The following is a 16,026-nucleotide window of genomic DNA, read 5'->3' as shown; positions in this document are numbered from 1 at the left end:
ACGTGTTACTCACCCGTCCGCCGCTAACCATCCGAGAAGCAAGCTTCTCTTCAAGTCCGCTCGACTTGCATGTATTAGGCATGCCGCCAGCGTTCGTCCTGAGCCAGGATCAAACTCTCCAATAAAGTTATTGAAAAGAGCGATAAGCTCATTTTGAATCTGACGAGATTAAAATCTCATTTTTGATCTTGCAAGCAAGATCGATACTCACTCGTTGTTCAGTTTTCAAAGATCAAACATATTCAATCACTGTAACTCATTCGCTTCAGTAACTTTTATATCATATCATTTCCGAACCAACTTTGCAAGCTTTTTTTGAAGTTTCTTTCGAAGCTTTCTTATTCAATGCTTGCCTCACCGTGTAAACTGTGTTTTCTTGGCCGGAATTAGAATATATCATGTATAGAATTTGAATGCAAGTGTTTTTTCTAAATTCTTTTATTACTTAACACTTAACTTTAGTTGGGCTCATTTAGTCACTAATATACTCATAACCGATGTCCTTTTAACTCTCAAACTAAAAAAGACCCTCTCGCTATGAGAAGGTCCTCACACTACAAATCTAAATACGTTCTTAACCTAATACTTCCTGAATATATAACTGTCTTTGTTGCATCAGATTGATAATTGATCCTTCCACAGATACCATTGGCCGTGTAGGATGATCTCGATCCGAGAAAATAATTTCCCCAATCTGGTTATTACTCAGTTTCACCCGAATTCCGTTATGAATTTGAGTAGAGCGCTGTACAAACACATTTACTATAGAAGGTTCCAGCTTACCAAACGCCTCACTTTGAATTTGTTCCAAAACCAGATAAGGAGATTGAGCCTTCCGATAGATCTTCTCCAGGGTCATTGCGTGAAAAATATCCGCAATAGCTACAATTTTGGCATAGATATGAATCTGCGTACCAGTAAGTTGCAAGGGATAACCCGATCCATCTACTTTTTCATGATGCTGTAATGCTGCAAGTCTTGCACCCTCATTAATAGCCTTGGCTTGTTTAAGAATCTGATAACCATATTTGGTATGTTGCCTGATCTCCTCCTGCTCCTCCGCTGTCAGAGAAGAAGGTTTATGAAGAATCTGCGGATCAACCTTATTATTGCCGATATCATGGAACAATCCAGCAAAGGCTACCTGCATCCAATCCTTGGAGGGAAGGTCAGTCCACTGAGCCAGTTGATACGATGTAATTGCGCTTAGCACAGCATGGTGATATACATAATCATGCTCTTTCATATTGCGTGGACTGAAGGTAAGTACATTATACTGCTTAAGATGCATGAATAAAGCCTCTAGTTGTGTCCGCAGCTCATAAACGGGTAATTCGGCAGCAATTGAGGAGAGAAATGCATTTTTAGTCAACGTAACCATTTTCTCGTATTCATCCTGGAGTGTAACAACCGGAGCTGAAACCATTGTACTTGTCCGATCCCCATTCTTCTCAGTAACAGCTGTTGCTATTGCTCCGCCGGGTCCACTTACGCCTTTGGGACCTCCACTGCCAGTTCCTGCCCTCTCTTGCTCAATATCTACCTGATGAATCATAAACGCTCTGAGGACTTCCATATCTTTGGGTAAAATGATTTTACCCTTTTGAAGCAACACATTGCCACGCAACGTCTGTACATCACTTCCCAATTTCAGTCCTGGTTTGACTTCTGACAGGGTAATTAATCCCATAGTGATTCCCCTCACTCATCGTTCTTAAGATGATGACAATACAAGACCATAGTCCCGGTTTCTCATGTTATTTCCCATTATATTACTCAGAAAACAGGCTGTACATCCTAGATTTTGAAGCGTCTAATATTTCATCTGTACATATTAAAAAGGCCCCCTTAAAGGGAGCCTTTCGTATCCTGTTTTAATCCTCTGAACGATTCTATAAACAAGATAGCTATGTTACTCTTCCAAACCTGAATCATCATCTTGAACATCAACTTCAGCCTCAGGCGTCATGTTCGCTTCCAGATTGGACTCCTCTGTGAGAGATGACACCCCAGCCTCCATTGCTTCAATGTTATCTTCGTCAGGTTCTTCTTCATTTTTATCAATTCGGCTCACGGTAGCCACAGCGTCTTCTTCACGGATATGAATCAGCTTCACACCCTGCGTATAGCGACCCATGGTTGAGATGCCATCCATGCTCATCCGAATCAATGTACCACTGGATGTGATAATCATGAGGTCCTCTTCCGTTTTAACCATTTTGAGGCTGACAACAGCACCATTCTTCTCGGTAACATTGATCGTCTTAATCCCTTTACCACCACGAGTTTGCATCCGGTAATCACTAACTGGAGTCCGTTTACCGTACCCTTTTGCTGTAACAATCAATACATCCAGATCGGCATCTACGACGTCCATACCGATAACCGCATCCTGATCATCAAGCGTGATACCCTTAACTCCGGTAGCGCTACGTCCCATAGAACGTACATTACCTTCCGAGAAGCGAATAGACATTCCATGGGCCGTACCCATAATAATCTCTTGCTGCCCATCGGTCAGCTTCACATCAATCAGGCTGTCATCATCACGCAAGGAGATCCCGATAAGTCCGCCTTTGCGGATGTTCGTGTAATCTTCAAGCGGCGTTTTCTTCACTACACCCTGACGTGTTGCAAAGAACAGATACTTATCGCTCTCGAATTCCTGCACTGGAATAACCGCATTGACAGACTCCCCTTGCTCAATCTGAATCAGGTTGATAATTGGTGTCCCGCGTGCTGTTCGCCCAAGCTCCGGAATCTCGTAGGCTTTCAACCGATATACTTTACCTTTATCCGTGAAGAACATCAGGTAATTGTGAGAGTTGGTTACGAAAAGATGTTCGACAAAGTCGGTATCCTTCGTGTCCATTCCTACAACACCACGACCTCCGCGTTTTTGACTACGGTAAGTAGATACAGGCAGACGTTTAACGTAACCTGTATGAGTAATCGTGATGATTACTTCTTCGCGTGGAATCAGATCCTCATCCAGAATACTCTCTTCCCCAACCGTGATCTCAGTACGGCGATCGTCACCAAAGCGCTCACGGATCTCTTGTAGCTCTGTACTAATGATCTCTAGTACAAGATGCTCATTAGCCAAAATTTCACGATACTCGCGGATCTTGACCATCAATTCGTTGTACTCGTTCTCGATTCGTTCACGTTCCAAACCTGTCAGACGTTGCAGACGCATATCCAGAATCGCCTGCGCCTGGTCATGGCTGAGTGAGAAACGCTCTATCAAACCTTCCCTAGCAGCATCTGTATTGCTGGATGAACGGATCAACGTAATAATCTCGTCGATGTGATCCAGTGCAATACGTAAACCTTCTAGGATGTGAGCACGAGCTTCCGCTTTTCTCAGTTCGAATTGTGTACGACGACGAATAACCTCGATCTGGTGCTGCAAATAGTGATACAACACTTCCCGCAGATTCAGAATCTTCGGTTCTTTATTTACAATCGCCAGCATGTTAATGCCAAACGTGGACTGCATCGATGTATGCTTGTACAAATTGTTCAGAACAACGCCAGGGTTAACGTCCCTGCGAAGCTCTATCACAATCCGCATGCCGTTACGGTCAGATTCATCTCGCAGGTCTGTAATGCCATCGATCTTTTTGTCACGTACCAACTCAGCGATTTTCTCTACGAGCCTAGCTTTATTCACCTGGTACGGAAGCTCTGTAACAACGATTCGAGCTTTGTTGTTGTTCTCTTCAATATTCGTTCTGGCACGCATCGTTACCGATCCGCGTCCAGTCTGGTAAGCCTGACGAATACCTGAACGTCCCAGAATATAACCGGATGTAGGGAAGTCGGGACCTTGGATATAATCCATCAGTTCCATGGATGTAATGTCTGGATTTTTAATCATGGCCTGTACGCCGTCAATAACCTCTCCCAGATTATGAGGAGGAATATTGGTAGCCATACCTACGGCGATCCCGCCAACTCCATTGACAAGCAAGTTAGGAAAACGAGCAGGGAGAACAATAGGTTCATTTTCTTCGCCATCATAGTTCGGTTGGAAGTCAATGGTGTCCTTGTTGATATCTCTGAGCATTTCCATTGCAATCTTGGACAAACGTGCCTCGGTATAACGCATCGCTGCAGCCATATCACCATCGACTGATCCGAAGTTACCGTGTCCATCTACATGCATGTAACGCAGGGAGAAGTCCTGTGCCATCCGTACCATCGTCTCGTAAACGGCAGAGTCACCGTGCGGGTGATACTTACCGATAACTTCGCCGACGATTCTGGCTGATTTTTTATGTGGTTTATCAGGTGTCATGCCAAGCTCCGACATTGCATACAGAATGCGCCGGTGAACCGGCTTCAATCCATCACGCACATCTGGCAGGGCACGGCTCACTATGATGCTCATCGCATAATCCATAAACGATTCACGCATCTCGACGCCAATATCCCGATCTTTAATCTGCGAGTTCATTTCTTCCGCCATGCTGGACCTCCTTCTTGTCCTTCAACAAACGTTCCAAATCAATCATTTCCAGAAAATTAATATATGTGAAAAGCCTAACAAGGCTAAAACCGCGCAAGAACGCTACTCTTTATTATATTACTTTCACAAAAGTTACACAATTAAACGTCCGCTGGGCAATAGCCTTTCTTCCAGGAACTTGAGCGTGTCTGGGGGTTCGCCCTGCCTTCCTCTGCAATTGCACATACAATGCTAGAAAAGCGGCATATGTACTGTCCAATCAAGGCTAGAGCCGTTCCCACGTGGCAATCAAACTGCAATTTTATCGGCTGACAGCACAAAACGCCATATTCCTCTATTATACCACTGAAATCATCTCTTGTCCTTTGATTTTCTGCATAATGTCCCTCAGCACAACGGATCAAAACAAGAAAGGACTGATGCACATGAGCATCCAGCGTGTCTCCAGCAAATGGACTAAAACAGCAATTTTGCAACGCAGTCGTCATGTCAATGAATATATACCGGTGACCCGAAAATATAGCTCGCAAACACTAGAACGAATGACCGAGTTATTCCCAGCCAATTTTATTAAACCCGACAGGGGAACTTACGGTAATGGGGTGATGAGGGTAAGGACAGTTCACACCACAATCACAGTCCCTCGTTCTGCAGACTCAACTGCCGAATCCATAAACGATGAAGCATCTGACGAATCCACCTCACCTGAATCAGTAGAATCAGAGCCTATTCCTCCGACTATGTCCGATATTACGACCTATCATCTGCAACATGGAACTGAAGAGCGAGTCTTTCATTCGCTCACAGAACTTGAGAACGCATTGAACGAACGTATTCAGAAACGTGACTATATCATTCAACAGGGTATTCCACTAATGACACATGAGGGATTACCTTTTGACCTGCGTGTGTTAACCCAGAAGAACCCACAGCATAGCTGGGAAACAACAGGTATTCTCGGACGGGTTGCTGCACCAGGCAAAATCATTACCAATATCCATGGAGGCGGCCGCCTGGCCACCTTTGAAGAACTTGTACTCCCACAACTCAAAAGGGAAGGATATCAAAAGCTTGAGCATGAATTGCACCGCCTCGGTATCCATACTGCTGTCCAATTGCAAAGCTCTTTTCCCAGACTCAAAGAGATTGGAATTGATATCGCTTTGGATGATCATGGGCGTCCCTGGATCCTAGAGGTTAACACATTGCCAGGCATCTATGCCTTCGGTCTGCTTCCAGATAAGAAGGCTTATCGCAAGATCAAACGTTATGCCATAGCCTATGGACGCCTACCTTCCAAAAAAGGCAAAACGAAAAAAGCAACCTCCAAAGTTTCCAAAGCGCAGGCTTCCGCCGTCAAACATCGGACTGCCAGATAAATAAGCATACCCGTAGCACACAGCACTCATGATATAAAAAAAGGCGCCCTCACAGGCGCCTCTTCGCAACTCGTTAAATATCGAGGTTTTTCACGTATTTCGCATTCTCCTGGATGAAGTCACGACGAGGTTCGACGTTATCCCCCATCAAGGTGTCAAACATAGCATCTGCGAGCATCGCATCACTAATCGATACTTGCAACATCGTACGGCTTTCCGGGTCCATCGTCGTTTCCCACAGCTGTCCGGCATTCATCTCGCCCAGACCTTTGTAACGCTGGATGTTAAACTTGGCGTTCTCACCCAAGGAAGCAACAATCTCGTCACGCTCTTTCTCGGAACCTGCATAACGAATGACTTTGTTACGCTCAATCTTGAAGAGCGGTGGCTGTGCAATATATACATAACCAGCCTCTATGATTTTGCGCATGTAACGATACAAGAATGTCAACAACAGTGTCCGGATATGGGCACCATCGACATCGGCATCAGTCATCAGGATGATTTTGTGATAACGTGCTTTAGAAATATCAAAATCATCGCCGATTCCTGTTCCCATCGCTGTGATAATCGCACGAATCTCGGCATTGCCCAGGATACGGTCAAGGCGTGCCTTTTCCACGTTCAGGATCTTACCACGAAGCGGCAAAATCGCTTGGAAATGACGGTCACGACCCTGTTTGGCTGAACCGCCGGCAGAATCACCTTCGACGATGTACAATTCACTGATGGATGCATCTTTGGATGAGCAGTCCGCCAGCTTACCAGGCAGGGAGCTGACTTCAAGCGCGCCTTTACGGCGTGTCAGTTCACGAGCTTTACGAGCCGCTTCACGAGCACGGGCAGCCTGTAATCCTTTTTCCAAAATACGACGGGATACGGAAGGATTCTCTTCCAAGAACTCCTGCAGCTTCTCTGCAAACAAAGACTCCACAATACCACGCACTTCACTGTTTCCGAGCTTTGTTTTCGTTTGTCCTTCGAATTGCGGTTCCGGAATTTTGACGGAAATAATGGCCGTCAGCCCTTCACGCACATCGTCACCAGACAGATTGCCGGTACTATCCTTGATTACACCCGCTTTACGGGCATAGTCATTAATAATCCGGGTGAGCGCACTTTTAAAGCCTGATTCGTGCGTTCCACCCTCATGAGTGTTGATGTTATTCGCAAAAGAATAAATATTCTCGGTATAGTTGTCGTTGTATTGCAAAGCAACCTCTACCTGAATGTTATCCCGAGCACCTTCAACATAGATCGGATTTTCGTGCAACACTTCACGCTTTTGATTCAAGAAGGATACATACTCAATAATCCCGCCTTCGTACATGAAGGAGTTGGTTACACCTGTACGCTCATCCGTTAACGTAAGACCAATGCCTTTGTTCAAGAAGGCAAGCTCGCGGACACGTGTAAGCAATGTTTCGTAGTCATATACCGTCGTTTCTGTAAAAATTTCAGGATCGGGATGGAACGTTACGGTAGTTCCCGTCTCGTCTGTTGTACCGATCACTTTGAGGTCATATTGCGGAGCACCGCGGCGGTATTCCTGCTGATGGATATGACCATCCCGTTTTACAGTGACGACTACTTTTTCAGATAGTGCGTTAACAACGGATACACCTACACCGTGCAAACCGCCGGATACCTTATATCCACCGCCACCAAATTTACCTCCTGCATGGAGAACAGTCATAACAACTTCCAGAGCTGGACGTTTCATTTTGGCATGTTCGCCAACTGGAATACCCCGTCCGTTATCCACAACGGTTACGCTATTGTCTTCATGGATGTTGATCTCGATATGATCACAGTAGCCCGCCAGCGCTTCATCGATACTGTTGTCCACTACTTCCCAGACCAGATGATGCAGACCTTTGGCACTGGTGGAACCGATGTACATGCCCGGACGTTTACGTACGGCTTCCAGTCCTTCAAGGACCTGAATTTCATTCGCATCATATGACGGTTGATTCATAGACATGCCTTTCACCTACTTCTATAGATTCAATATCTTGAATATGCGTTAACTTAAGAATATTAGCAGACACAGAAATACTCTCTTGAATATCTGCTACAGATCAGGAAAATGATGAGCACGCTTCTTAAGCGTGGCGGAGGAAATCGGTGAGTAATACACAATGTTTTTCGTCACCACAATAGACTTTGCTTCCTCTTCGCCGATATGTTCGACCGTTTTTTCCTGTTCGGCATGTGTAACATACTGCTTGGATATTTTTGAAGATTTCTCAATCGATATATCAAAAATAGCGACCAACTCAGAAGAACGGATGATTTTTTCACCGCCCAGATGAATGTACATAAGCCCTCACTCCTTAGCGTTCCACCTGTCCGGCATGAACGTGATAGATACTAGCATCTTTAAGCTTGTCAACGTTCAGGCTCTCAATTCCCGTAGCAGTAATAAAAGTTTGTACCTTGCTTTGGAATGTTTCGATCAGCTGGGTCTGACGAAAAGGATCAAGTTCGGATAATACGTCATCCAGCAATAGCACCGGATATTCCCCGATCTCTTCATGAATTAGTTCAATCTCCGCAAGCTTAAGAGACAGCGCTGTTGTGCGCTGCTGCCCCTGAGAGCCGTACGTTTGTACTTCCCGGTCGTTAATGAAAAAGGACAGGTCATCCCGATGTGGCCCACTCAGCGTTGTGCCTCGGCGAATCTCCTGCTCTTTCATTTGTGATAATTTTATCATAAATTGCTCCATTAAGACAGCTTCATCTTCCTCAGCAGCTTCGCTGAAGGAAGGTAGGTAGGCCAGACGCAGAACTTCTCCACCTCCAGTAATCCCCTGATGGATCGTTTCTGCCCACTTTTGCAGTTTCTTTATGAATTGTTTCCTTTTTTTGACGATTTTAACACCGTGCTCTGCAAGCTGTTCGTTCCAGATCTCCAGCATCGCTTGCGCTGAATCCCCTTTTCCCCACAGCTGTTTGAGTAGATTATTCCGCTGCACTAGCACCTTCTGATACTGCTGCAGATGATAAAGATAACCTGGAGCCACCTGCCCGATCTCCATGTCAAGGAACCGGCGGCGAACCCCCGGTGTGCCTTTGACAATCTCCAGATCCTCGGGGGCAAACATTACCACGTTAAGTGATCCGACAAAATCGCTTAATTTACGCTGTTCCAAACCGTTAATCTTTGCTTTTTTCCCTTGCTGTGATAAGGACAGCTCCAGCTTAACTGCTCCGTATTTTTTGTCGACCTCGGCGGTGAGCCTTGACCGTTCTTCCCCAAAACGGATCAGTTCCTTATCTCGGGAGGTGCGGTGGCTCTTGGTGAGTGCCAGCACAAAAATAGCCTCGGCCAGATTGGTCTTGCCCTGGGCATTTTGTCCAATCAACAGATTGACAGGTCCAAATGATTCCAGCTTCAGATGCTTATAATTGCGGAATTGCTGCAACTCTATGCTGTTTACAAACAAGCGTTAACCTCCCTTTTATCCCGTCCGTCAGGAGGCAGCAGGATTGCACCTTGGTCTTTTACTCCGCAACCACTTCAAATGTGCCTTCTCCGTCTACCTCAACGATATCCCCAGGGTATAATTTCCGTCCACGGCGTTCCTCAGCTTCTTTATTCACACGAACAAGCCCTTCTTGGAGGAGGGCTTTTGCCATACCTCCAGTAGGGATGCAGTCTGCTAGTTTCAAAAATTGGTCAAGCTTAATATATTCCGTACGAATCGATACTTGCTTCATCATGTGATCTTCCTTTCGTTAATTGGTCGTCCGGTAAGGCAGGATGACGTATAGGCTCTGACTGTCGTCTAGCGGTTTCAGGATGATCGGACTCATGACACCCGTAAAGGCAATCATCAGTTGCTCACTCTCCACCACTTTCAGCACATCCAGCATGTATTTGGAGTTAAACGATATCTTGAGCGGATCACCCGTAAATTCAGCTGGCTCAATCTCTTCTCGTACTTTACCAAGCTCAGAGGAGCTGGAGGATATTTCAATCGTGCCGGAGTCCATCGTCTGCATGCGCACAATGTTTGTTTTTTCCTCACGCGACAGCAAATAAGCCCGGTCAATCGATTCACTTAATTTTTTTGTGTCCAAAACAAGTTCTGTTTTGTATGACGTTGGAATAATTCTAGAAGTATCCGGATAGGTTCCGTCCAAAATACGGGAATAGAACAATACACGGTCAATTTTAAACAATACCTGATTATCGGCGACAACGATATCCACAAGTGTGTTCTGATCGGGAACGATTTTACTCAGTTCGTTTAGTGTTTTACCAGAAATGACAACATTGTTGAAACGGATACCTTCTGCATTATCCAGCATTGCGGAGCGTGTAGCAAGACGATGACGGTCCGTTGCCACAAATTTCAACTCATTATCACCTAGACTCCAGAGTACACCTGTCAGAATAGGGGTCGTTTCATGGGTAGAGATGGAGAATACGGTCTGTTTAATCATATTTTTCAGCAAATCTCCAGGAATAGAGACGGTTTGGTTCTCTTCAATGCTTGGCAGTACCGGGAATTCTTCCGGGTCCAGACCTACTAGTTGAATCTCCGTTGCACCTGCCGAAATAAACGTATTGAAGTTTTCTTTGACTTCCATATGCACTTCCTGGGAAGGCAACTTTTTGATGATCTCTACGAAAAATTTGGCTGGCAGAACAACGCTACCCGGTTGCTCTACTTGAACAACACTTTTGTCTCCCTCTTCAAGCGGGATAAATGACTGGATAGAGATATCTGTGTCACTTGCTGTCAACGTTACACCTTGATGATTTACGTCGAATTTGATACCGCTCAGAATGGGAATCGTCGTACGACTGGAGATCGCTTTGGATACTTGTTGAATGGATTCGTTAAGATAACTTTTCATTATGCTGATTTTCATGATTTCACTCCTAGCGGTTTTTTTAGATGTCTTGTGGTATTGACTTGGTCTTAAAAAGGTGTTTATCGAAAGGCCGAAGGCCGTCCTTTGCAACGGCTTTTTGGAGAAGATATCTTTAGATCTTTATAGTAATAATAGTAATAGGGGCACTGAATATGTGGATAAGTAGGGTTAAACCCATAAAATTAAGCCTATCCACATGTGTACACGTTGTGCATAGGCTTGGGACTTGTTCAGGTTGGATTCTTAATTTTTTCGGTTAAGCTGTTGATAACTTTATAGAGATCTTGATCATTCTTGATCGCTTGAGAGATTTTTTCATGGGCATGAATGACCGTAGTATGATCTCGTCCTCCAAAAGCATCCCCAATTTTGGGCAGAGAAAAGTCTGTTAGTTCACGAGAGAGATACATAGCGATCTGTCTAGGAAAAGCAACAGCTTTTGTCCGTTTCCGTGCTTTGAAATCTTCAAGCTTGAGGCTGTAGTATTCGCCGACCTTTTGTTGGATGTCTTGAATCGTGATCATTTTGGGACGGCTGGAAGGAATGATATCCTTCAGTGCTTCAGCGGCCAGATGTGAACTAACGTCCTGATTGGTCAGTGAAGAGTAAGCAACGACTCGGATTAGGGCTCCTTCAAGCTCCCGAATGTTCGTATCAATTTGATTTGCGATGTACATCATCGCTTCATTAGGAATGTCCAGATTCTCCGCACGCGCTTTTTTACGCAAAATCGCAATCCGCGTCTCCAGATCCGGAGGCTGAATATCCGTAATTAATCCCCATTCAAACCGGGAGCGCAGCCGCTCCTCCAGGGTTGGAATTTCCTTTGGTGGTCTATCGCTGGAGATGATGATCTGCTTCCGTTCCTCATGCAGCGCATTAAACGTATGGAAAAATTCCTCTTGTGTTGATTCTTTCCCGGCCAGGAACTGAATATCATCAATAAGCAGAATATCTACGCTCCGGTATTTGTTACGGAAGCTTTCCCCGCGATTATCACGGATGGAGTTGATGAACTCATTCGTGAATTTCTCAGATGACAAATAAACCACTTTGCTACTCGGATTATGCTCCAAAATATAATGTCCGATGGCATGCATCAAGTGGGTTTTGCCAAGTCCTACACCTCCATATAGGAAAAGAGGATTGTAGGCTTTGGCGGGCGCTTCAGCGACCGCCAGCGATGCGGCGTGGGCAAAACGGTTACCCGGCCCAATGACAAAGGTGTCGAACGTATATTTAGGATTCAGCATGCTGAGCACGGCTTCTTCCTGAACGACTGTCGGCGTCGGTGCCGGCAGCTGCGGGTCTGGTTCAACAGGTTTGTTCTCCTCGATGACAAATTTCACATCGACCTGTTTGCCAAGCAGTTCATAGACCGTCGAACCAACCAGTTTGGTGTAACGGCTCTCCAGCCATTCGACGGCAAACGTGGTTGGGGCGGAGATGACGATGGTCTGATCGTTCAGCTTGGTGGCTTTGGTTGCCTTGAACCAGGTATCGAAGCTGGGTTTGCTGAGTTTATTTTGTATGATTGATAAAATTTGCTGCCATAAATCAGAAGTATGGCTGTCCACAGACTGTCACTCCTTTTACATGTTCCAAGTGTGGCTTAAGCCATGATGCAGTGTCGAAATACGAGATATATTGCCGAATTTATCCCCAAACCCCCGCAGGTCAAAAACAAAAAAAGAAGGAACAACGGAAAATTGTTCACAACTTTATCCACAGGCTGTTGATAATATTATGGGTCAGATCACATATTCACATCCAAAAGTAATACAATCATAGCAAAAGAAGCCCCGCATTTCAACGTATGGCGAGATTTTATCCACAAATTCAATAACTTGTGTATAATTTTTAGTCACAACACAATATATTGTTTATAAATTGTTTAATTTTCGACAGCAAGACCCAAAGTACATAAAATTTTTATACACAGGATATCCGTCAAAAGATGCTAAATGATGTGCAAAAGTGGACTTGCAATGTGAATAACTTCGTTGTGGATAAACTTAAAAGTGAAATTGAAGTGAGTACGTGGAAAGTGAGAAGGTTAGCGGCGAGGCTTTTTTAACCTCATGAGGTGCTACCTCGTAAAAAGGTTTGGGTTGCTGCTTGCTAATTAAGTGACTAAAGGTGATAACCGATTAAAATTCGATTAAATTAAAAGTGTTCATGAGGCCATTATTGAGGTACACCACGAGTATGGCTGTGTTCATTGCTAGAGACAAAATGACACCAAAAAGAGGAAGACCCCGCAGCCGTTATATGGCTGCGGGGTCTTCCTCTACTTATATATGAAGCATAGACATTTTGCGTTGGAATTCCGCAATATCTGCATATTCCTCTTCAAGTTTACGTGAAATGCGAATGTAGATCGGTAACAACTCTTGATAGAGGGAGGCATGTTCTTTGACCGGCGTATGTCGGTGAGTTGTGCCTATCATTGAGGAAACATCTTCAAGAGACTTGATTCGTCCTGTAGCATACAGACCGAGAACAACAGCACCGAGACATGAACTTTCAAAGCTCTCAGGCACAACGACTTCCTGATTAAAGATGTCGGACATCATCTGCCGCCACAACGGCGAACGTGCAAATCCACCCGTAGCTTGAATAGAGGTAGGTTGCCCGATTTGTTCCTCCATAGCAAGCAGAACGGTATAGAGATTGAAAATAACCCCTTCAAGTACCGCACGGATCATGTGCTCTTTCTTATGATGAAGAGTCAGTCCAAAAAAAGAGCCACGGGCATCTGGGTTCCAGAGTGGAGCACGTTCGCCCGAGAGGTACGGGTGGAACAGCAACCCTTCGGAGCCGGGTGGAACACGTTCTGCAATTTTGGTTAGTACATCGTAGGAGTTGATGCCGAGGCGTTTCGCTGTTTCCACTTCCGACGCGGCGAACTCATCCCGTACCCAGCGGAACAGCATTCCACCGTTATTCACAGGCCCACCTACAACCCATAGTTTTTCCGTCAGGGCATAACAGAAGGTACGGCCTTTCGGATCGGTCACAGGGCGATCAACGACAGTACGAATGGCTCCACTCGTTCCGATGGTTGCGGCGACGATGCCCGGTTTGATGGCGTTAACGCCAAGGTTGGATAGTACCCCATCACTTGCGCCAATGACAAAGGGCGTGGAGGGGGAGAGGGCCATTTTTTCTGCCCATTCAGGATGAATTCCCTCTATTGTATAAGTCGTTGGTACAAGCTTTGATAGGTGATTCGGTGTAATCCCTGCGATATTCAGCGCTTCCTGATCCCACTCCAGTTGTTCAAGATTCAGCAGCCCTGTACAGGAAGCGATGGAATGATCAACAATATATTGCCCAAATAGACGGAAGAAAAGGTACTCCTTAATGGAAATAAACTTAGCCGTTCGCTCGAATAGTTCTGGCTCGTCATGACGAAGCCACATCAATTTGGTCAGAGGTGACATCGGATGAATGGGGGTGCCTGTGCGTAGATAGACTTGATGACCGACACCATTTTCTTGCAGCTTGGCGGACCAAGCTGCGCTTCGATTATCAGCCCAGGTGATGCAGCGCGTTAGCGGATGATCGTTCTGATCCATGGCGATGACACTGTGCATGGCTGAACTGCAGGATACGAATAGGATCTGATTAGTGGAAACTCCGCTCTGGTTCATCACACCGCGTACAGAGCGGATGGCTGCTTGCACAATCTCATCCGGGTCTTGTTCTGCAACATCTGGAGCTGGCGTATAGAGCGGATATTCCTGAGTGGAGGTTGTGACCACCTCGCCTTGCTCTGTGAATAAAACGGATTTGGTACTGGTCGTTCCGATATCGATTCCAATCATATAGTTGGTCATTCGTTTTTCCTTCTTTCGATTTTTTACATGAGAAAAATGATATTAGCGTCCAATCACACCACTGTACTTAGTAGCAAAATAAAGATCAGTCCAACCACAGAAAGTAGTGTTTCCATAACAGTCCACGTCTTGAGTGTCTGAGCAACACTCATATTAAAGAACTCCTTAATCATCCAGAAGCCTGCATCATTCACATGGGAAAGTACAAGGGAGCCTGCCCCCGTGGCAAGTACAACCAGCTCAATGTTAGCTCCTGGCGTAAGAGCGAGTACTGGAGCAACAATACCAGCAGCTGTAGTCATAGCAACCGTAGCTGAACCAGTAGCGACACGAATCAGTGCAGCTACAAGCCAGGCAAACAGAATCACGTTAATGTGTGCATTGGTGGCGAATTCTGCAATGGCATTACCAACACCGCTGTTAATCAGTACCTGTTTGAAGGCACCGCCGCCACCAATAATGAGAATAATGGTAGCGGTAGGGGCTAGACATTCACTGGTGAAGCGTGAAAGTTCATGTTTGGTGAATCCGCGGGCAAAGCCGAGTGAAAAGAGGGCAAAGACAACAGAGATCAACAAAGCAATAATCTCATTGCCGATAAACTCACTAAAAACGGTAAACCCACTTGTTGCATCAGGATCAACGATGTTGGCAATGGAGCCGATTAGCATCAGGATGACTGGCAGCAGAATCGTAAACAATGTAATGCCGAACCCAGGCAAATTGCTGTTTTTCTTAGATGAGAACTGTTCAGCGAGTTCAGCTGGTGCTTCGGTGTGAATTCTTTTGCCGATAAATTTACCGAATACCGGTCCAGCGATAATTGCAGTAGGGATACCCACAATTAAAGAGTACAGAATTGTTTTTCCCAGATCCGCATTGAAGGCTTCAATGGCAATCATCGGTGCCGGATGAGGTGGAACAAGTCCGTGAACTGTGGAGAGACCAGCCAGAATAGGAATCCCGATCTGAAGCAGGGACATATTGGTTTTGCGGGCTACCGTGAAGATGATTGGAATCATTAGAATGACGCCGACTTCAAAGAAAACAGGAATACCGACAATGAATCCAACAATCATCATGGCCCAGTGCACACGTTTCACACCGAATCGGTCAACAAGAGTCGTCGCAATCTGCTCGGCACCGCCAGATTCAGCCATCATTTTACCAAGCATGGTGCCAAGTCCGATGACGATAGCGATCGTGCCTAAAGTACCGCCAAGTCCGCCTGTAATGGAGGAAATGACGTCAGCTGGCTTCATACCGGCAAGTAAACCAAGCATTAATGCAGATAATAAAAGGGTGATAAAGGGGTTCCATTTATATTTGGAGATTAAGAGGATCAGGAAGATGATGGCGATCAACGTCCAGATCAGCAATGTAGCATTATGAGATAATCCGAAAATCGTGCTCATGATGTAATTACTCCTTTGTCTTGGGATAA

At 45.4% G+C, this 16,026-nt stretch carries 11 protein-coding genes and 1 rRNA gene; 1 reads left to right on the top strand and 11 read right to left on the bottom strand.

What is annotated here, in order from left to right; genetic code table 11:
- The 3 genes from M3629_RS16980 to gyrA all read right to left on the bottom strand — a co-directional run.
- Positions 1-125, bottom strand: a 16S ribosomal RNA gene (locus M3629_RS16980); the annotation flags it as partial.
- A 449-nt stretch (positions 126-574) separates the two neighbouring features.
- On the bottom strand, positions 575-1,690 hold the full coding sequence (locus M3629_RS16975; RefSeq protein WP_251508585.1) for an HD-GYP domain-containing protein: 1,116 nt from the start codon (positions 1,688-1,690) through the stop codon (positions 575-577).
- Positions 1,691-1,912: 222 nt separating this feature from the next.
- Complete coding sequence (gene gyrA, locus M3629_RS16970; RefSeq protein WP_251508583.1) at positions 1,913-4,474, bottom strand: DNA gyrase subunit A; 2,562 nt, start codon at positions 4,472-4,474, stop codon at positions 1,913-1,915.
- A 425-nt stretch (positions 4,475-4,899) separates the two neighbouring features.
- Between gyrA and M3629_RS16965 the strand changes: the two genes are divergently transcribed.
- Entirely contained in the window at positions 4,900-5,853 is a 954-nt protein-coding gene (locus M3629_RS16965; RefSeq protein ID WP_251508581.1) for a YheC/YheD family protein, read from the top strand.
- A gap of 73 nt (positions 5,854-5,926) precedes the next feature.
- Here the strand turns inward: M3629_RS16965 and gyrB are convergent, their stop codons facing one another.
- The 8 genes from gyrB to M3629_RS16925 all read right to left on the bottom strand — a co-directional run bounded on the left by gyrB (position 5,927) and on the right by M3629_RS16925 (position 15,997).
- Positions 5,927-7,837 carry a DNA topoisomerase (ATP-hydrolyzing) subunit B gene (gene gyrB / locus M3629_RS16960; RefSeq protein ID WP_251508579.1) on the bottom strand — a complete coding sequence of 637 codons (1,911 nt, stop codon included), beginning with the start codon at positions 7,835-7,837 and terminating at the stop codon, positions 5,927-5,929.
- 90 nt (positions 7,838-7,927) lie between these two features.
- Entirely contained in the window at positions 7,928-8,176 is a 249-nt protein-coding gene (gene remB / locus M3629_RS16955) for an extracellular matrix regulator RemB (RefSeq protein WP_090923610.1), read from the bottom strand.
- 13 nt (positions 8,177-8,189) lie between these two features.
- Positions 8,190-9,302 carry a DNA replication/repair protein RecF gene (recF, locus tag M3629_RS16950; RefSeq protein ID WP_251508577.1) on the bottom strand — a complete coding sequence of 371 codons (1,113 nt, stop codon included), beginning with the start codon at positions 9,300-9,302 and terminating at the stop codon, positions 8,190-8,192.
- Positions 9,303-9,360: 58 nt separating this feature from the next.
- Positions 9,361-9,576 carry a S4 domain-containing protein YaaA gene (gene yaaA / locus M3629_RS16945; RefSeq protein ID WP_090923608.1) on the bottom strand — a complete coding sequence of 72 codons (216 nt, stop codon included), beginning with the start codon at positions 9,574-9,576 and terminating at the stop codon, positions 9,361-9,363.
- An 18-nt stretch (positions 9,577-9,594) separates the two neighbouring features.
- Positions 9,595-10,737, bottom strand: coding sequence for a DNA polymerase III subunit beta (gene dnaN / locus M3629_RS16940; protein WP_251508573.1), 1,143 nt, complete (start codon positions 10,735-10,737; stop codon positions 9,595-9,597).
- A gap of 233 nt (positions 10,738-10,970) precedes the next feature.
- Positions 10,971-12,317: a chromosomal replication initiator protein DnaA gene (gene dnaA / locus M3629_RS16935; protein ID WP_251508571.1), complete on the bottom strand. Its 1,347-nt coding sequence runs from the start codon at positions 12,315-12,317 to the stop codon at positions 10,971-10,973.
- A 717-nt stretch (positions 12,318-13,034) separates the two neighbouring features.
- Complete coding sequence (gntK, locus tag M3629_RS16930) at positions 13,035-14,582, bottom strand: gluconokinase (protein ID WP_251508569.1); 1,548 nt, start codon at positions 14,580-14,582, stop codon at positions 13,035-13,037.
- Between the two features lie 53 nt (positions 14,583-14,635).
- Positions 14,636-15,997, bottom strand: a complete 1,362-nt coding sequence (locus tag M3629_RS16925; protein WP_251508567.1) for a gluconate:H+ symporter — start codon at positions 15,995-15,997, stop codon at positions 14,636-14,638.
- Between the last annotated feature and the right edge of the window lie 29 nt (positions 15,998-16,026).

The sequence above is a fragment of the Paenibacillus polysaccharolyticus genome (assembly GCF_023714295.1).
GTDB classification, from domain to species: domain Bacteria; phylum Bacillota; class Bacilli; order Paenibacillales; family Paenibacillaceae; genus Paenibacillus; species Paenibacillus polysaccharolyticus_A.
The sequence above is the reverse complement of the archived record's forward strand: the minus strand, read 5'-3'. Positions and strand labels throughout refer to the sequence as shown.